A 17,131-nucleotide genomic window follows, 5' to 3' on the forward strand; every position below is an offset into this window, starting at 1 on the left:
GCGCTCTAGGGTAGGGGCGTGGACGAACGGTGGCCGCGGTTGCGGGAGGAATGCCTGGTCGAGGAGGACGAGGCGGTGCTCGCGCTGAACAAGCCCGCCGGGATCTCGGTGACCGGCGAGCGGCACGACACCGATCTGGTGGAGCTGGCGGCCGGCTGCGGGGAGACGCTGTATCCGGTGCATCGGATCGACAAGGTGACCTCGGGGCTGGTGCTGCTGGCCAAGGAACTCGAAGCGCACGGGCAGCTGACGCGGCAGTTCACCAAGCGCACGGCCGGCAAGACCTACCTCGCGATCACCGCGTCGACGGGTCTGCCGGATCGGGGCGTGATCGACCTGCCGCTGAGCGTGGGCCGCAAGAACCGGGTGCGGATCGCCGCGCCGCGGGAGAGCATCGTGCGGGACGGGGACCGCTGGACGGTCGCGGAGCGAGATGTGCTGGCGGGCAAGAACTATCCGTCCCGCACCGAGTTCGCGACCGTGTTGCGGACCGACGCGTACACGGTGTTGACGGTGCGGCCGATCACCGGGCGGCGGCATCAGATTCGCGTGCATCTGGCGTGGATCGGCCATGCCATCGCGGGCGATCCGCTGTTCGACAGGTCCGGAACGCACGCGCGCACCCACCTGCACTCCTGGCGGCTGCGGCTCGAAGCCCCGTGGCGCGCCTCCGGCGAACTGGCCCCCACGGCCGCGCCGGGCGCGGACTTCTGGACGGTCGCGGGCACGGCCCTGACCGACGACCCGGCGGCGCTGCTCGGCGCGGCCGCGGAGTGATAGGCGCGGGGCACGCCCGGTGGCGTGCCTCACGCGCACGCCGGGCGCGCGGTCATTTAGCCTGGTAGTGGTGCCCTCGGGCAGTTCGGGCGCAATGGCGCGGTCCCCACGAGAAAGCGAACGCCGATGATTCTGCTGGCGCAGCTCAGCGATACGCATTTCGACCTGCACACGCGCAATGCCGAACGCGTCGAACGGGTCATGGGCTTCCTGGCCGACCTCCCGCGCCGCCCCGACGCCATCCTGGTCACCGGCGACATCACCGATTCGGGAAAGGCCGAGGAGTTCGAACAGGCGCGCGCGAGCCTGGTGGCCGACGTCCCGCTGCGGGTGCTGCCCGGCAACCACGACGACCGCGCCAATCTCCGCGAGATCCTCCTCGACGAGCCGCCGTCCGACGCCCCCATCAACCAGGCGCTGCGCCTGGACGGCCTGACCGTCGCCCTGCTCGACTCCACCGTCCCCGGGGCGAGCCACGGCGAACTCGCCGACGCCACCTACGCCTGGCTCACCACCCTGCTCGACGAAACCCCCAGCGACACAGCGGTTCTCATCGCGCTGCACCATCCGCCGCTGCCGATGTACAGCACGGTGGTCGATCCGATCCGCCTCGCCGATCCCGACCGTCTCGAGCAGATCATCGCCGCCGATCCGCGCGTCCTGGGCACCCTCACCGGCCATATGCACGCGATGGCCACCACGCTGTTCGGCACCCGGCCGCTCATCGTCGCGCCGAGCGTCGCCTCGCTCATCGGCGGCGCGTGGGAAGTGCCCGCGCCCGGCCATGTTCCGATCGACTACGCCCCGGACCCGTCCCTCGTCCTGCACATCGTCGAGGACGGGCGGCTCACCTCGATCGTCCGGACCGTTCCGATGGGCGGACGGATCGCGGTCATGCCTCCTTCCGATACGCCGACGGCGTGGTCCCGGTCCACCTCTTGAACGCGTAGATGAAGGTCGACGCCTCCGCATAACCGAGCCGGATCGCCACATCGCTCACGGAAAGCGGTGTCGCCGTGAGCATTTCCTCCGCGAGCGCCCGGCGCACCTCGTCCAGCAGCGCCCGGTAACTGGTCCCGGCCGCGTCGAGATGTCGCCGGAGGGTGCGCGTGCTCATGTTCAGATCCCGGGCGACCGCGTCGATCCCGGGCGGCGCGGCGAACCCGTCGGCGCCGCCGCGCGGGACGAGGCGTTCGCGGACCTCGGCGGCGATGCCGGTGCGGGCGCGGCGGCGATGGACCAGATCGCGGCACTGGGCCAGGCACATGGCCCAGGTGTGCTCGTTGGCCTGCGGGAGGGGCTGCTCGAGCAGCGCGGGATCGAGGACGAACAGATTCTGCGGGCGGTCGAAGGCGGGGCGCACGCCCACGATCTCGGTGAGCAGGTCGGCGTATTCCGGTTCGGGATAATCGAATTCGGCCCGGGTCAGCGCGATGTCGTGGCCGAGCAGATCGTTCATCATCTGGTGCATGGCCAGCGAATCGCGTTCGACGAGGAAGCGGCGCACATCGGGGGGAACCTGCTCGTCGTGGATCCAGGCCACGAATTCGCCGGGCTCCGAACGCAATACCGGGATGCAGAAGGTGAAGCTGAGCTCGAGGTAGCGCATGGCGAACGAGATCGCCTCGCCCAGCGTCGGACTGGACACGCACGCGAAGCCGAAGATGCCGAAGGTGGTGATGCGGTAGCGACGGCCCACCTCCACGCCGAGCGCGGGCCGCTCGTCCGCCAGCGCGCGCACCAGATTGCGGATCACCGCCAGTTCGGTGCGCGCGTCGATCTGCGCGTCCGGATCGGCGAGGGCCCGCTCGGTCAGTCCGGTGCCGCGCAACATGCGAGCGGTCGAGACGCCGTGCTCGCGGGCGTAACCGACCATGAGCGCGGCGCTCGCCACACCTCGCGGGAAATCCCAGTTCCGGATCACCGGCTGCTGCACCGTCGCCATCCGCCGATTATGGCCGAATATGTGAATCGCGCGAAGAACTTCGGTCGGCCCGCGCCGGGCTCGCGGGCTGGCAGACTTGATCCGTGACCGCTCCACCCGACGTCCCCTCGACGATCCACGGCCCGCTGCGCCCGATCGAACTCGCCACCGGCGCGGTTCTGGGCGGGCTGACCGTCGGATTGGTGACGCTGGGCTCGATCGTCCCGGCCGCGGCCGCGCTCAATCTCATCGCGGCCGTTCCGCTCGGACTGCTCGCGCAGCGGTATCGACTGCGCGCCTCGGTGTCGGCGACGGCCGCCGCCGCGCTGGTGAGTTTCGTGGCGGCCGGCCTGCTCGCGGCCGTGAGCCTGGTGGCCGCGGCCACCGTGGGGGGGATCATCGGCACGGTCAAGCGCCGCGGCGGCGGGCTGGTCGTCGTGCTGGGGATGTCCGCGGTCGCAGGCGTGTTCTGGGCGGCCGTGCCGGTCGTGTTCCTGCTGGTCTTCGGCACCACGCGGCAACTGATCTTCGACAACATCCGCAATTCGGCGCACGGCGCGGCCGCCATCGCCACCGATCAATTCCACCTCGCCGAGGTCGGCCACGCGGTGACCGCGGTGGCGGACGCGGTGCTGCGCTGGTGGTGGCTCTACATCGGGGCCGGGGCCTTCGTCGGGGTGATCGCCACCGCGCTGCTGTCCTGGTTCGTGCTGGGTTCGGTCCTGGACCGGCTCACCTGGCTGCCCGGCCGCGATCTGCTCGACGCGCCGCCAGACGATCGGCGCGTCGAACCGCTGCCGGTCACCCTGCGCGATGTGTCGTTCCGCTACCCCAACGCCCGCGTCGACGCGCTCAGCGGCATCGAATTGACCGTGCGGACGGGCGAATTCGTGGCCGTGGTCGGCCACAACGGCTCCGGGAAATCCACCCTGACGCGGGTGCTGGCCGGGCGGCCGCCGACCGGCGGCATGGTCGAGCGACCCGGTTCGGCCGGGCTGGGACTGCTCGGCGGGACCGCGCTCGTGCTGCAACGCCCCGAGAGTCAGACCCTCGGTGTCCTGGTCGCCGACGACGTGGTCTGGGGTCTGCCGCCCGAACTCGCCGCCCAGGTCGACGTCGAGGCGCTGCTGAGCGAGGTGGGCCTGGCCGGGCTGGGCCGGATGGAGACCGCGACGCTGTCCGGCGGTCAGCAGCAGCGCCTGGCCGTCGCCGCTGCGCTGGCCCGCCGTCCCGCGCTGCTGCTGGCCGACGAGGCGACCGCCATGATCGATCCGGCCGGCCGCCGCGAACTGGTCACGCTGCTGGCCGATCTGCCCCGCCGCCATCCGATGGCCGTCGTGCTGGTCACCCATCACGAGGCCGACGCGGCCGCGGCCGACCGGGTGATCCATCTCGACGCCGGGCGGCAGGTCGACCGGTTGCCGAGTTGGCCACGGCCCGTTCGGGATTCGCGCCGCCGCCCGATGGGCGAACCGCTGCTGGAACTGCGCGATGTGCACCACACCTACAACCGCGGCACCCCGTGGTCCGCGCCCGCCCTGCACGGGGTGGATCTGACCGTCCGGCGCGGCGAGGCCCTGCTCGTCGTGGGCGGCAACGGCTCCGGCAAGTCCACCCTGGCGTGGATCATGGCCGGGCTCGTCGTGCCCACCGCGGGCCGCTGCGAACTGCGCGACTACGCGGGCGCGCGCCCGGTGCACAAGCGCATCGGCCGGGTCGCGCTGGCCTTCCAGCACTCCCGCCTGCAATTGCAGCGCGAGACCGTCGGCGCGGAGATCGAGGACTGGGGCGGCAGCGGCACCGGATCGGGCGCGGTCGGCCGGGCGCTCGACGCGGTCGGGCTGGATCGGATGACGGCCTCGCGCTCGGTGGAGGAACTGTCGGGCGGACAGGCCAAACGCGTGGTCCTCGCGGCCATCGTCGCCAGCCGACCGCAGGTCGTGGTGCTGGACGAGCCGCTGGCCGGACTCGATCCGCAGGGCCGCGCCGAGATCGTGGAACTGCTTGCGCGGCTGCGGGATTCGGGTCTGACGCTGATCGTCATCTCGCACGACGTCGAGGATCTGGCGGGGGTGTGCGATCGGACGGTCCGGTTGCGGGCGGGGCGCATCGCCGACGATCCCGCCGACGCGTCGGCCGCCGAATCGGTGGCCGAACCGACCGGGACGGGAGAGCCGCGATGAGTGTGGTGCTGTTGCGCGAGGTTCCGGTCCCCAGTCCGGTGCATCGGCTCTGGGCCGGCACGAAGATGATCGCCGCCTTCGCGATCAGCGTGGTGCTCATGCTCTGGCCGACCTGGCCGGTGCTCGGCATCATGGTGACGTTCCTGATCCTGATCGGACTGCTGGCCCGGCTGCCGCTGGGCGCGCTGCCGCGCCTGCCCGCCTGGTTCTGGGGCCTGATGGCGTTGGGCGCGGTGCTCAACATTCCCGGCGGCGGCCCGGCGCTGCTGCGCTACGCCCAGGTCACGGTCTTCGGCCTGATCCTGCTGACGGCCTCGTTCCTGATCGCCTGGACCACGCCGATGGGCGAGATCGCGCCCGCCCTGGCCACCCTCGGGGCGCCGCTGCGGAAAGTGCGCGTGCCCGTGGACGAATGGGCCGTGGTGGTCGCGCTGACGCTGCGCGGGCTGCCGCTGCTGCTGGACGAGATGCGGGTGCTGCGCGCCGCGCGCCGATTGCGGCCCAAGAGCGGACTGATGCGGCGGGCCACCGACAATCCGATCGTCGACATCCTCACCGCGGCCATGGCCGTATCCACCCGTCGCGCCGGGGAATTGGCCGAGGCGATCACCGCGCGGGGCGGAATCGGCCAGCTCACGGCCCATCCCACCGCGCCCGGCCGCCGGGACGCGCTCGCGCTGGCGGTGGTGTTCGCGGTGTGCGCGGTGTCGATCGCCATCGGGATCCTCGGTTAGGGCAAACCCGTCGGTATGGCGAAACATATTGTCATCAGCCGAAATTCACTCTTCTTGTCTTCTCAGTGAAGGTACGGTTAAGTTTGAGAGTCGGTCGCATCGCGGCCACGCGCGCACCGGGGTGGTGAGACGGGAGGATCATCGGTTCTTCTTTCACGCGCGTTTCTCCGGCGGTTTCGACCGCTCGCTACACCTGATGAAGATGGGAATACCGGAATGAATCTGCACAAGCTCACTGCCGCCGTGGCACCGGCGGTCGTGACCGTGGCCCTCGGGGCGGGCACGGTCCATGCAGATCCCGGCGCGCCGGAAACAGTGCGCTACGAGGCGAAATTGGTGGGCAATGTCGTCGAGACGACGTTGGACGGCGGAACCTTCGCGGTCTCCGACGACCAGCGGACGGTCGCGATCCAGGACAAGGCGGGGGCCGCCGTCGTGGTGCTGCCCCTGTCCTTCCGGCAGGACGGAAAGGAATACCCCCTCCCCTTCCAGGTGCGCGATTCGGGACGCGTCCTGGACCTCACGGCCGTGAAGAACGAGGCCGCGGCCCGCCCGGCGCCGGCCACGCCGGTGGCGTCGAACGCCGAGAACCAGCAGGCCATGGAGGCGTTCGCGACCCAGTTCGGAATCGCCACGGCCGTGGGCGGATTCATCGGCACGGCCATCGGCGCGGTCGTCGGGGCGATCATCGGCCTGGCCGTGCTTCCGGTCGACCCCGTGCTCATCATCACGGGCGCGGGCATCGGCGGCATCATCGGCACCCTGGTCGTGGGCGGCCCGGCGCTGATCGTCGCCGGAATCGACCTGATCAACACGCTGACCGCACCGCCCGGCACGACCAAGTGGATGGACACCACCGGCCGTCGCTGAATCGAACGCGGGGGGCGCGGGTCCGGCACACCCGCGCCCCACGGTCGTCTCCGGGTCAGCGAATGTGACATCCCGGTGCGGGCGGACGGCCCGCGAAACGGTCCGACAGATAATCCATTCCGCCGAGGAATTCGCCGAGGGCTCCCCCGTTGTGGGTCGGGAACGGGGAATGGACGGCGGTGAGCGTGGCGCCGCCCGCGCAGTAACGGTCGACGAGCGCGGAGAAACCCGCGACGGGAATCCGATCGTCGGTTCGGGAGTGATAGAGGTACAGGGGAACGTCCGGCACTCGGGCGCCGAGTTCCGCGCGGGCGACGGCGGTCCGAAATGCCGTACTGTCCAGAATGTTCGGGGCCCGGGTGAATTCGTCCAAGCGCGTTCCGGCGTATTTCGGGACGAATTCCGAACCGCAGGCTCCGGCGCTCTCGGCGGCCGCCGCGCGGCCCCGGTCGTTCAACAACTCGGTCAGTCCGGAATCCGGATAATCACGGGCCAGGGCGAGCAGGGTCAACAGGGCCAGCCCGGACAGCTGACCGCCGTCGACCGAGCGGGCCATCCCGGCGATATCGGCCGGGACGCCGCCCGCGGTGACCCCGGCGAACACCACCTCGGGGGCGTACTCCTTACGCAACTGGACGGCCCAGAGCGTCGCGAAGGCCGCGCCCGAATATCCGTACGCGCCAACAGGACTCGCGGCGGTGACCCCGGCCGGGGCGAACGAGCGCGCCGCGCGCACCCCGTCGAGCACGCCGTGCGCGGCGTTCACCCCGTCGAAGAAGCGCGACCGCGGACCGTCGAAATCGCTGAGCACCACCGCCCAGCCCCGCCGCAGCGTCTCGGCCAGGAACGGCAGATCGATCAGGGTGTTCACCACGCCCGGGTCCCGCCCGCCGCGCAGCGCGTACGAGGGCGCGCAGCGGGTGCCGAAACTGTCCTCGGGAATCTGATAGGCCAGCAGCGGCCGCGGCCCGGCCGCGGGCTGCGGCGGCACCACGACCGTCGTCACGTTCAGCGTCGGCCGATTCGCGGAATCCGTTGTGCGATACCGCAATTGCCACGCCGACACCGGAACCGACAGACCGAGCAACGAGATCGGACGCGTACCGAGAACCGTACCCGGCGGCCGGGCGGCCAGATCCGCGGGCGCGGCGTAGAACGGATCGTCGTCCGGAAAGGGCACATCGGCACGCGCACCGGGCAGCCACACCGTGGCCAGCAACACCGCCGCCACACTCGTCAGCACGACCGACCGCACCCGCCGCGCCGGGATCACCGCACGCTCTCGCACACCGAACCCCCGTTCGCCGATCCACGATCGAGGATGTGTCCCGCTCTTGTGAATTCACGGTATCCCCGCGAAACGCGCAGGTCAACGACCCGGATGTCCGGAGTGTCCGATTGTTCAGTCGGAGGCGGGAATCCACGCCGGGTGCCACATGCGGCCGGCTTCGGTCCAGTTCATGTAGCGGACCGTGCCGGTGAGCTTGGGGCCGACCCAGACGGCGTCCTTGCGTTCCTCGGCCGTGAGGTCGTTGTCGAAGGGCATCGTCTTGCGCTCCAGGCGGCGCAGGCGCGCGGCCAGCTCGGCCATCTCCTGATCGCTGAAACCGGTGCCGACCCGGCCGACGTAGTAGAGGCGGCCGTCGTGCGGGACGCCGACGAGCAGGGACGCGAATTGCCGTGCGTCGCTGCGGCGATAGCCGCCGACCACCACCTGTTGGGTGCGCCAGTTGCGGGTCTTGACCCAGGAGTGCCCGCGCTTGCCGGGCAGGTACACCGAATCGCGGCGCTTGGCGACCACACCCTCCATGCCCTGCTCCTGGCTGTAGCGCAGCGCCTCCGCGCCGGGACCGTCCAGCCGCGGCGGCACCACCAGCGAGGGCGCGCGCCCGGCCAGCGCCTCCAGCACCCGGCGGCGATCCGCGTAGCGTTTGCGCAGCAGCGAGGTGCCGTCCAGGTACAGCACGTCGAACGCGACGAAGACCGCCTGCGCCGAATCCGCTTGCAACAGACCGAGATTGGCGACGCCGTGATCGTCGAAGACCACCGCCTCGCCGTCGAGCACCACGCTGTGCCCGGACAGTTCGCGGCCCAGGGCGGCCAGCCGGGGATAGCGGCCGGTGACGATCAGGCCCTTGCGGCTGCGCAGGGTGACCGCGCCGTCCTCGATCTCGGCGATGAGCCGGAAGCCGTCCCATTTGGTCTCGAACGCCCAGTCCCGGTCGTCGAGGGTGGACACGTCGCCGGGGGTGGCGAGCATGGGCGTCAGCCCGCGCGGCAGGTCGGCGGGTGCGCTCCGGCGCGACGGATTCGGGGCGGACTCCGCGCCGGAGTCGGGGTCGGGCTTCATCAGGTGCATGAGCCACTGGTTGCCGTTGGTCCGGATGAGCGCGTACCGGCCGTCGATGCGGTCGCCGTGCAGGCGGACGATGACCTCGTCCTCGCGCCACTTCTCGGTCTCGTAGGTGCCGGTGTCCCAGATCGTCATCTCCCCGCCGCCGTACTCGCCCTTGGGGATGGTGCCGTGGAAGGTGAGGTACTCGAGCGGATGGTCCTCGGTGTGCACGGCCAGCCGGTTCTCGTCGCTCGAGGTCGGCGGGCCCTTGGGCACCGCCCAGGACACCAGCACCCCGCCGCGTTCGAGCCGCAGATCCCAATGCAGTCGCCGGGCGTGATGTTCCTGGATGACGAACCGGTCGTCCGCGCCCGCGCCGGGCGGACCGGGCGGCACCGGCTCGGGGGTGCGGGACGCGTCGCGCATGGAACGGTAGGTGGTCAGCGGATCGGCGCCCGACGCCAGGGGCGGGTCCAGGTCCGCGAGCGGGTCGCCGTCGGCCCGCCAGCGGGCCAGCACCTCGCCGAAGGTCAAGTGCCGCAGGTGTTTTCGGTCCTCGATCTCGTCCCAGGTGCGCGGCGCGGCCACCGTGGGCTCGGCGCGTCCGCGCAGCGAGTAGGGGGCGATGGTGGTCTTGGCCGGATTGTTCTGGCTCCAGTCGAGGAAGATCTTGCCGGGCCGCGCCGCCTTGGACATGGTCGCGGTGACCAGGTCGGGGTGCAGCCGCTCGAGTCCGGTCGCGAGTTGTCTCGCCACCGTGGACGCGCCGCCGGAACTCAGCTCCCGGTCCAGCGGCACGTACAGGTGAATGCCCTTGCTGCCGCTGGTGACCGGGTAGGCGCGCAGGCCGACGTCGGCCACCGTATCGCGGATCCACAGCGCCACCTCGGCGCATTCGGCCAGACCCGTGCCGGGGCCGGGATCCAGATCGAAGACCAGCCGGGTGGCCGGGCCCATCGCGCCCTCGACGAAACGCCATTGCGGCACATGGATTTCCAGCGACGCCTGCTGGCCCAGCCAGGCCAGGCCCGCCACCGAATCGATGACGGGATAGACCACGCGGCGGTCGGAGTGTTCGAGTTTGTGGCGCTGGATCCACTTCGGCGCGTGCGCGGCGAGGTTCTTCTCGAAGAACGACGGCTCGTCGACGCCGTTGGGCCAGCGCTTGCGGGTGACCGCCCGCCCCGCGATATGCGGCAGCAGGGCGGGCGCGATGGTGGTGAAATACTCGATGACCTGGCCCTTGGTGGTGCCGGTGGCCGGGTACAGCACCTTGTCGAGGTTGCTCAGCTCAACCTCGACACCCCCGAAATCCCGGCGGGACACCATGTTCCAAGTCTAGGGGCCACCACCGACAGGTTCCCGCGGCTACGAGCCCTGGCCCTGGCTACAAGCCCTGGCCCTGGCTACAAGCCCTGGCCCTGGCTACGAGCCCTCGCCCGTCGGCGGGGTCGGCGGCGTGGGGGGCGTCGGCGGGGTCGGCGGGGCCGGGGGCTCCTGGGCGGGCGGCGGGGTGCCGCCGCTCTGCTCCGGAACCGCCTTCTTGATCGCCTCCGCGCCCTTGCCGATCTGATCGGAGTACTTGCCCCCGGTCTTCTGATCGATGAAGCCACCGGCCTTGTCCACGGCACCGTGGATCTTGTCGGCGTTCTCGGCGGCCGCCTCGCGGCCCTTGCCGACCAGGCCCTTGAGAGTGTCCAGCAGACTCATCAGCTCAACTCCTTACTCGTCGGTCACTGCCTTGTCGACATCTTCCCACCACCGGACCTGCGGCGATACCGCATTGGCATCGATGCGGCCGCCCGGCAGCGGCACGGCCACCGATGTCCCGGCCGCGCGGGCCGCGGCCGCCAGCCGCCGCACCGGCTCCGACCAGCCGTGGAAGGCGAGGTTGAAGGTGGCCCAGTGGATCGGCACGAGCAGGCCGTGCCGCGCGTCGCCGGCGCAGACGTCGGCGTGCGCGCGCACCGCCTCCTCCGGATTCATGTGCACGTCCGGCCAGTGCACGTCGTAGGCCCCGATCGGGAGCAGCGTCAGATCGAACGGGCCCGAGGTCGCGCCGATCTCCGCGAACGCCTTGGTGTAGCCGGTGTCGCCGCCGAAGTAGGCCCGCCGCCGCGGTCCGGCGATGATCCACGACGCCCACAGCGTGGTGTTGCGCAGCAGTCCGCGACCGGAGAAGTGCCGGGCCTCGGTGCAGGTGAGCACGAGATCACCGGCGCCGGGCCCGGTCGCGGTCACGCAATACGAAGCGCCCCAATCCAATTCGACGATGCGCCGCTCGGGCACCCGCCACTTGCGCAGATGCGCGCCGATGCCGATCGGCACCACGAACGGGGCGTCCTGCGAACGCACCAGCGCGCGCACGGTTTCCCGGTCCAGGTGGTCGTAGTGGTCGTGGGAGATGAGGATGGCGTCCACCGGCGGCAGCTCGGTCACCGCCACCGGCACCGGATGCATGCGGATCGGGCCGACCACCGCCGACGGCGAGACGCGATCGCTCCAGACCGGATCGGTGAGCACCCGGAAGCCGTCCACCTCGATCAGCGCCGAGGCGTGGCCGTACCAGGTGACCGCGAGATCGCCCGCGCGGTCGGGGACTTCCGGTGTGGCCAAGGGGATTTCGCCGGGCGGGCGGCCGACCCGGTGCCGGGTCAGCGCCGACAGGATCAGCGACACCGCCGAGCCGGGCGCGACCTGGGCGCTGGGTTCGGTATTGGAGAACTGCCGGTTGCGGTAGCGCGCGGAGCCCGCGGCCACCGGCGCGATCGACGACGGGGAGGCACCCATCGCCGACGGCAGGCCCCACGCGGCGCGCACGGCCCAGGTCAGGCCCGTCGCCGCGGCGACGCCGAGGGCGGCCCGGCGCGCGAATCGGAACACCGTGCGCGGGCTCATCAGCGGCCCACGAACTTCGCCGCGCGCTTCTGCTCCCGCGCCGATCGCGCTTCTTGCGCGTCGGCGCTGGTCCAGGCGGCCTCGAGGGCGCTCACCTGTTCGGGGGTGTCCGCGCCGCGGGTGCCGTCGTCGTTCAGGACCAGTTTCAGATGCCGCAGCGACAGCGGCGCGAGCTCGGCGATCGACTTGGCCCACTCCTGCGCGTCGGCGAGCGTGCCGATCCGGTTGGCGAAGCCGAAAGCGTATGCGTCCGAGGCGGATACGGGTGCCGCGCCGAGCAGGACGGTGCGCGCCGGGCCGCCGCCGATCAGCGACACCAGCCGCCGCACCGTCCAACCGTCCACGGTGAGGCCGAGTTTCGCGGCCGGGATCGCGAGATAGGAGTCGGAGGTCATCACCCGCAGATCGCACGCCAGCGCCAGCTGCACGCCCGCGCCGAGCGCGCCGCCGTTGATCGCGGCGATCACCGGGACCGGGACGGATTCGATGGTGTGCAACATGTCGACCAGCGTGTCGAGGAAGTCCTGCGAGTACACCCCGCTCAGATCCGCGCCCGCGCTGAAGATCGGGCCCTGGCCGGTGAGGACGATCACCCGCGCGGTCTCGGCGGCCTCGGGCACCGCGTCGCGCAGCCGCGTCACCAATTCGGCGTTGAGCGCGTTGCGGCGCTCGGGGCGCTGCAATTCGATGGTGACCACGTCGCCGTCGCGGCTCACTCCCAGCATCTGGCCTCCCCAGTAATGCGTGTCGGTCCTTTCACTGTATTCGGCCCGAGGTCGCTCCCCGGCACCCGACGCACCCGGCGTAGCGTGACGTCGGTGACCCCCTCCGATTTCGCGATCCTCGTGATCGGCGCCGGACAGGCCGGATTGTCGGCGGGGTACCACCTTCGGCGGCTCGGATTGCGGCCCGCGACGGACTTTCTCATCGTCGATCACGCGCCGGGACCGGGCGGGGCGTGGCAGTTCCGATGGCCGTCACTGACTATCGGCACGGTCAACGGGGTGCACGATCTGCCCGGTATGGCATTCGCCGAGACGTTGCCGGAGGGGTCGGCGGACGTGCCCGCGGCGACGGCCGTGCCGCACTACTTCGAGCTGTACGAGAAGCGGTTCGAGTTGCGGGTGCGGCGGCCGTTGTCGGTGCGGGTGGTGTGCGATCGGGCGACGACCTCGACCTGCGCGGCCGCGGAGGCGGACGGCTTCCTGCACGCGGAGACGGTCGGGCCGGACGGGGCGGCGGGCCCGACGTTGCGGGTGCGGGGGCTGGTGAACGCGACGGGGACGTGGGATCGGCCCTACATTCCGTATTACCCGGGCGCGCGGAGTTTCGCGGGCAGGCAGTTGCACGCGCACGACTATCGCGACGCCGCCGAATTCGCGGGCAAGCATGTGGTGGTGGTCGGCGCGGGCATCTCGGCGGTGCAGCTGCTCGACGAGATCTCCCGGGTCACGACCACCACATGGGTGTCGCGCACCGAACCCCGGTGGCGCGACGGGCCTTTCACGCCGGAGGCGGGCCGACGCGCGGTGGCGATGGTGGAGGATCGGGTGCGGCGCGGGCTGCCGCCGCGGTCGGTGGTGTCGGTGACCGGACTGCCCGTCGACGATCGCGTGCGCGCGGCCCGCGCCCGCGGCGCGCTGGACTGGCATCCGATGTTCGCGCGCATCGAACCCGACGGGGTGCGCTGGGCCGACGGGACGTTCCGACCGGCCCAGGTCATCCTGTGGGCCACCGGATTTCGCAGCGCGCTCGATCATCTCGCGCCGCTGCGGCTGCGCGGGCCGGGCGGGGGCATCGCCATGGACGGCCGCCTGGCCACCCGGGTCGCGGCGGATCCGCGCATCCATCTGCTCGGCTACGGGCCGTCGGCCAGCACCATCGGCGCGAACCGCGCGGGTCGCGCCGCCGCGGTCGAGCTGACGGCGGAACTGGGTCTGTCGGTCCGTTCGTAGGGATCAGTCCAGATCGACGCCGAGGGTGAGGGTCTCGGGGTCGCCGCCGATCCGGTTGCCGGAGTCCAGTTTCGCGATGCGCTCCATCTGCTCCGGGGTGAGTTCGAAGGAGAACACGTCGAAGTTCTCCCGAATCCGGCTGGGCGTCACCGACTTCGGGATGACCACATTGCCGAGCTGGAGGTGCCAGCGGATGACCACCTGGGCGGGGGTCCGCCCGGTCTCCTGCGCGATCTCGGTGACGGTCCGATCCTTCAGCTCCGCGCCCTGGCCGAGCGGACTCCACGCCTCGGTCGCGATGCCGTGCTCGGCGTGGAAGGCGCGCAGTTCGGCCTGCGCGAAGGTCGGGTGCAGCTCGATCTGGTTGACGGCCGGGGTCTCGCCGGTCTCGTCGATGAGACGCTCGAGGTGGTCGCGATTGAAGTTGGACACGCCGATCGAGCCGATGCGGCCCTGCGACTTCAGCGCCTGGAAGGCCCGGAAGGTGTCGACGTAGCGGTCCAGGCGCGGCACCGGCCAGTGGATCAGGTACAGATCCAGATAATCCAGGCCGAGTTTCGCCATGCTCTCGTCGAACGCCCGCAGGGTGGAGTCGTAGCCCTGCTCACCGTTCCAGAGCTTGGTGGTGACGTAGACCTCGTCGCGGGCCAGCCCCGACGCCGCGATCGCCCGCCCCACCTCGGCCTCGTTCCCGTAGATCGCCGCGGTGTCGATACTGCGGTAGCCGACCTCGAGCGCCGTGCTCACCGCGGCGACCGCCTCGTCCGGTGGCACCTGGAAGACCCCGAAGCCGAGCTTGGGAATCACGGTGCCGTCGTTCAGAACGACCGAGGGTACGGGGGTGCTCTCGTTTTTGAAGGTCACGTTCCGACGGTAGAAGCGGTTCGGCCCCTGGTCAAACAGCCCGGTTCGTGTGTTCGACCCGATTTCAGCGCTCGGTCGGGACACCGAGGCGGCGGTAGCGGGACTGGCGGAGGGCGCGTAGCCGGGGTGTGGGGGTGGCGGTGAGGAGGGCCAGTTCCTCGGCTATGGCGGTGATGGTGCGGTGGGCGAAGGCGGTGGGTTCGGTTGCGGCGTCGGGGGTTTCGGGGATGATGCGGTCGACTATGCCGTCGGCGTGGAGGGCGGGGGCGGCGATGCGTTGGGCGGCGGCGAGGGCAGGGGCGTGGGTGGTGTCGCGGTGGACGATGGCGCTGGCGCCCTCCGGGGGAAGGGGAGCCAGCCAGGCGTTGGCGGCGGCGAGGACGCGGTCGGCGGGGAGCAGGGCCAGGGCGCCGCCGCCGCTGCCCTGGCCGAGCAGGACCGAGACGGTGGGGGTGTCGAGGGTGACCAGGTCGGCCAGGCAGCGGGCGATCTCGGGGGCGAGGCCGCGTTCCTCGGCCTCGCGGGACAGGGCCGCGCCCGCGGTGTCGATGATCAGGACGAGCGGGAGGCGCAGTTCGGCGGCGAGGTGCATGCTGCGGCGGGCCTCGCGCAGGGCGGCGGGGCCCATGGTGTTCTCGCCGGTCTGGCCGGAGCGGTCGTGCCCGAAGACCACGCAGGGCCGGCCCCGGAACCGGGCCAGGGCGTGCACCACCGTGCGATCGGATTCGCCTTGTCCGGTGCCGCTCAACGGAACCCGGTCCGTCGCGCGGCGCAGCAGGGCGCGGATACCGGGGCGGTCCGGGCGGCGGGAGGCCAGCACCGCATGCCAGGTGGCGTCCTCGGAATCCGTAATCGGTTGCGGTACATAGCTTTCGGCGGGCGCTGGCGAAATCGATTGACCCTCAACGCCGTTCACCACATTCAGCACCCGGTGCACGATCCGCCGGAACACCGGAATCGGGACCACGCCGTCGATCACCCCACTGCGATACAGGTTTTCGGCGGTCTGCACCCCGTCCGGGAACGGGCGGCCGTACAGCGCCCGGTACACGCGCGGCCCGAGGAAGCCGATCAGCGCGCCCGGTTCGGCGAAGGTGATGTGCCCCAACGATCCCCACGACGCGAAGACGCCGCCCATCGTCGGATGACGCAGATACACCAGATAGGGATGTCCGGCGGCCTTGTGCGCGGCGACCGCGCCCGCCACCTTGACCATCTGCACGAAGGCGACCGTACCCTCCTGCATCCGGGTGCCGCCCGAGGCCGGTGACGCCAACAGCGGCAGGCCCAACTCGGTGGCCCGCTCCACCGCGGCGACGACCCGTTCGGCCGCCGCGACCCCGATGGAACCGGCGAGAAAGCCGAATTCACAGGCGATCACGGCCACCCGCCGCCCACGCAGGGTCCCCGCGCCCGTCAGCACCGACTCGTCGGTGCCCGCCCGGCGCTCGGCGGCGCGCAGTTCGGCGTCGTACTCGGCCGAGGCCGACACCGCGAGCGGCGGACGGTCCCAACTCTCGAACGAGCCGGGGTCGAGCAGTCCGTCCAGCAACTCACGCGCCGAGATCGTCACGCGCGAAGCCTAACCGGCCCACACCGCAGCTCCGGAATCCCCGCCGCGGTGCCGGGCCGGTTCAGTAGCCCTGCACGACCTTGCGCAACGCGTACTCGGTGACCGAGACCAGCGCCTGCTTCACCGGCTCCCGCCGCCGGGCGTCGATCGACAGGATCGGGACGTCGGCCGGGACCGCGAGGGCCTGACGGATGTCCTCGATCGGGTACCGGGGCGCATCGTCGAACTCGTTGATGGCCACCAGGAACGGGAGGCTGCGCGCCTCGAAGTAGTCGACCGCGGCGAAGCTGTCCTCCAGTCGTCGGGTGTCGACCAGCACCACGGCGCCGATGGCGCCGCGGATGAGGTCGTCCCACATGAACCAGAAGCGGTACTGGCCGGGCGTGCCGAACAGGTACAGCACGAGGTCGTCGGCGAGGCTGATCCTGCCGAAGTCCATGGCCACCGTGGTGGTGGCCTTCGTCGGCACGGCCGCCAGACTGTCGACGCCGACGCTGGCATTGGTCACCAACGCCTCGGTGCGTAGCGGAACGATCTCCGAGACGGCACCGACCAGCGTCGTCTTGCCGACGCCGAAGCCACCGGCGACCACGATCTTGGCCGACGTTGGCTTGCTGGTACGGGTATCGACCTGGGCCGTCGAATCAAATACGCCGGAGTCCACTGAGAACCCTTTCGATCAGCTCGCGACGTTCATCGTCGCTCGAATCGTCTTTCAAAGTCGCCGAAACTCGTACGTGGCCGGCCTCGATGAGGTCGGCCACGAGCACTCGCGCCACCCCGATCGGAATGCCCAGCCGGGCAGCCACTTCGGCGACAGACGGCGATTCTCTGCACAACTCCACGATTGACGTCTCGATGTTGGTGAGTTCGAACTGCCGCTCGAGGGCGACCGGATGCGATGCGACGAGCGCCTCCAACGCCAGATCCACCTTCGGCCGCGTGCGACCGGAGGTCAAGGAATACGGGCGGACGAGGCTTGGCTCGCTCCCCACGCGCTGGTTGTCTATTTCCATCC

The 17,131-nt window shown here is 70.9% G+C and carries 16 protein-coding genes; 6 read left to right on the top strand and 10 right to left on the bottom strand.

Translation table 11 applies throughout. The annotated features are described in order from the left end of the window. Nucleotides 1-18: 18 nt before the first annotated feature. Both ACWDSJ_RS07100 and ACWDSJ_RS07105 read left to right on the top strand, forming a co-directional pair. Nucleotides 19-777 (top strand): RluA family pseudouridine synthase, encoded by a 759-nt coding sequence (locus tag ACWDSJ_RS07100; protein ID WP_450029911.1) that lies wholly within the window; start codon nucleotides 19-21, stop codon nucleotides 775-777. A gap of 126 nt (nucleotides 778-903) precedes the next feature. After that, the gene (locus tag ACWDSJ_RS07105) at nucleotides 904-1,719 is read left to right on the top strand and encodes a metallophosphoesterase (protein ID WP_450029913.1); all 816 of its coding nucleotides are present in this window, start codon (nucleotides 904-906) and stop codon (nucleotides 1,717-1,719) included. Here ACWDSJ_RS07105 and ACWDSJ_RS07110 read toward each other — a convergent pair. Beyond that, nucleotides 1,670-2,722 carry an AraC family transcriptional regulator gene (locus ACWDSJ_RS07110; protein WP_450029915.1) on the bottom strand — a complete coding sequence of 351 codons (1,053 nt, stop codon included), beginning with the start codon at nucleotides 2,720-2,722 and terminating at the stop codon, nucleotides 1,670-1,672. The two genes, ACWDSJ_RS07105 and ACWDSJ_RS07110, sit on opposite strands and share 50 nt — an antisense overlap. Nucleotides 2,723-2,805: 83 nt before the next feature. Here ACWDSJ_RS07110 and ACWDSJ_RS07115 point away from each other — a divergent pair, with 83 nt between their 5' ends. The 3 genes from ACWDSJ_RS07115 to ACWDSJ_RS07125 all read left to right on the top strand — a co-directional run bounded on the left by ACWDSJ_RS07115 (nucleotide 2,806) and on the right by ACWDSJ_RS07125 (nucleotide 6,488). Further along, the gene (locus ACWDSJ_RS07115) at nucleotides 2,806-4,884 is read left to right on the top strand and encodes an ATP-binding cassette domain-containing protein (protein ID WP_450029916.1); all 2,079 of its coding nucleotides are present in this window, start codon (nucleotides 2,806-2,808) and stop codon (nucleotides 4,882-4,884) included. Continuing rightward, nucleotides 4,881-5,618, top strand: coding sequence for a CbiQ family ECF transporter T component (locus ACWDSJ_RS07120; protein WP_450029918.1), 738 nt, complete (start codon nucleotides 4,881-4,883; stop codon nucleotides 5,616-5,618). Before ACWDSJ_RS07115 ends, ACWDSJ_RS07120 begins: the two co-directional genes overlap by 4 nt. A 216-nt stretch (nucleotides 5,619-5,834) precedes the next feature. After that, complete coding sequence (locus ACWDSJ_RS07125; RefSeq protein ID WP_387367900.1) at nucleotides 5,835-6,488, top strand: ammonium transporter; 654 nt, start codon at nucleotides 5,835-5,837, stop codon at nucleotides 6,486-6,488. A gap of 55 nt (nucleotides 6,489-6,543) precedes the next feature. Here ACWDSJ_RS07125 and ACWDSJ_RS07130 read toward each other — a convergent pair whose 3' ends face one another. The 5 genes from ACWDSJ_RS07130 to ACWDSJ_RS07150 form a co-directional block, all read right to left on the bottom strand. Next, the gene (locus ACWDSJ_RS07130; RefSeq protein ID WP_450029920.1) at nucleotides 6,544-7,776 is read right to left on the bottom strand and encodes a lipase family protein; all 1,233 of its coding nucleotides are present in this window, start codon (nucleotides 7,774-7,776) and stop codon (nucleotides 6,544-6,546) included. Nucleotides 7,777-7,890: 114 nt separating this feature from the next. Next, a complete protein-coding gene (locus ACWDSJ_RS07135) occupies nucleotides 7,891-10,152 on the bottom strand; it encodes an ATP-dependent DNA ligase (RefSeq protein ID WP_450029922.1) in 2,262 nt (753 codons plus the stop codon). A gap of 96 nt (nucleotides 10,153-10,248) precedes the next feature. Further along, nucleotides 10,249-10,533, bottom strand: a complete 285-nt coding sequence (locus ACWDSJ_RS07140; protein ID WP_387367891.1) for an antitoxin — start codon at nucleotides 10,531-10,533, stop codon at nucleotides 10,249-10,251. Between the two features lie 12 nt (nucleotides 10,534-10,545). Then, nucleotides 10,546-11,721 carry an MBL fold metallo-hydrolase gene (locus ACWDSJ_RS07145; RefSeq protein WP_450029924.1) on the bottom strand — a complete coding sequence of 392 codons (1,176 nt, stop codon included), beginning with the start codon at nucleotides 11,719-11,721 and terminating at the stop codon, nucleotides 10,546-10,548. Beyond that, a complete protein-coding gene (locus ACWDSJ_RS07150; RefSeq protein WP_450029926.1) occupies nucleotides 11,721-12,446 on the bottom strand; it encodes an enoyl-CoA hydratase in 726 nt (241 codons plus the stop codon). The genes ACWDSJ_RS07145 and ACWDSJ_RS07150 overlap by 1 nt, the downstream gene beginning before the upstream one ends. Nucleotides 12,447-12,530: 84 nt before the next feature. On the opposite strand from ACWDSJ_RS07150, the gene ACWDSJ_RS07155 reads away from it, so the two are divergent. Continuing rightward, entirely contained in the window at nucleotides 12,531-13,676 is a 1,146-nt protein-coding gene (locus ACWDSJ_RS07155; RefSeq protein ID WP_450029928.1) for an NAD(P)-binding domain-containing protein, read from the top strand. 3 nt (nucleotides 13,677-13,679) lie between these two features. Here the strand turns inward: ACWDSJ_RS07155 and ACWDSJ_RS07160 are convergent, their stop codons facing one another. The 4 genes from ACWDSJ_RS07160 to ACWDSJ_RS07175 all read right to left on the bottom strand — a co-directional run bounded on the left by ACWDSJ_RS07160 (nucleotide 13,680) and on the right by ACWDSJ_RS07175 (nucleotide 17,129). Beyond that, a complete protein-coding gene (locus ACWDSJ_RS07160; RefSeq protein WP_450029930.1) occupies nucleotides 13,680-14,540 on the bottom strand; it encodes an aldo/keto reductase in 861 nt (286 codons plus the stop codon). A gap of 64 nt (nucleotides 14,541-14,604) precedes the next feature. Then, complete coding sequence (locus tag ACWDSJ_RS07165) at nucleotides 14,605-16,113, bottom strand: carboxyl transferase domain-containing protein (protein WP_450029932.1); 1,509 nt, start codon at nucleotides 16,111-16,113, stop codon at nucleotides 14,605-14,607. A 61-nt stretch (nucleotides 16,114-16,174) separates the two neighbouring features. Beyond that, complete coding sequence (locus ACWDSJ_RS07170; RefSeq protein ID WP_171982855.1) at nucleotides 16,175-16,777, bottom strand: GTP-binding protein; 603 nt, start codon at nucleotides 16,775-16,777, stop codon at nucleotides 16,175-16,177. Continuing rightward, nucleotides 16,758-17,129 (bottom strand): DUF742 domain-containing protein, encoded by a 372-nt coding sequence (locus ACWDSJ_RS07175; protein ID WP_387367872.1) that lies wholly within the window; start codon nucleotides 17,127-17,129, stop codon nucleotides 16,758-16,760. Before ACWDSJ_RS07175 ends, ACWDSJ_RS07170 begins: the two co-directional genes overlap by 20 nt. Between the last annotated feature and the right edge of the window lie 2 nt (nucleotides 17,130-17,131).

The sequence above is a fragment of the Nocardia sp. NPDC003482 genome (genome assembly GCF_053588115.1).

What these genes read in the sequence shown, in the direction of transcription:
- ACWDSJ_RS07105 (WP_450029913.1), top strand. Translation starts at nt 904, where the DNA reads ATGATTCTGCTGGCGCAGCTCAGCGATACGCATTTCGACCTGCACACG.
- ACWDSJ_RS07110 (WP_450029915.1), bottom strand. Translation starts at nt 2,722, where the DNA reads ATGGCGACGGTGCAGCAGCCGGTGATCCGGAACTGGGATTTCCCGCGA.
- ACWDSJ_RS07120 (WP_450029918.1), top strand. Translation starts at nt 4,881, where the DNA reads ATGAGTGTGGTGCTGTTGCGCGAGGTTCCGGTCCCCAGTCCGGTGCAT.
- ACWDSJ_RS07125 (WP_387367900.1), top strand. Translation starts at nt 5,835, where the DNA reads ATGAATCTGCACAAGCTCACTGCCGCCGTGGCACCGGCGGTCGTGACC.
- ACWDSJ_RS07135 (WP_450029922.1), bottom strand. Translation starts at nt 10,152, where the DNA reads ATGGTGTCCCGCCGGGATTTCGGGGGTGTCGAGGTTGAGCTGAGCAAC.
- ACWDSJ_RS07140 (WP_387367891.1), bottom strand. Translation starts at nt 10,533, where the DNA reads ATGAGTCTGCTGGACACTCTCAAGGGCCTGGTCGGCAAGGGCCGCGAG.
- ACWDSJ_RS07145 (WP_450029924.1), bottom strand. Translation starts at nt 11,721, where the DNA reads ATGAGCCCGCGCACGGTGTTCCGATTCGCGCGCCGGGCCGCCCTCGGC.
- ACWDSJ_RS07150 (WP_450029926.1), bottom strand. Translation starts at nt 12,446, where the DNA reads ATGCTGGGAGTGAGCCGCGACGGCGACGTGGTCACCATCGAATTGCAG.
- ACWDSJ_RS07175 (WP_387367872.1), bottom strand. Translation starts at nt 17,129, where the DNA reads ATGGAAATAGACAACCAGCGCGTGGGGAGCGAGCCAAGCCTCGTCCGC.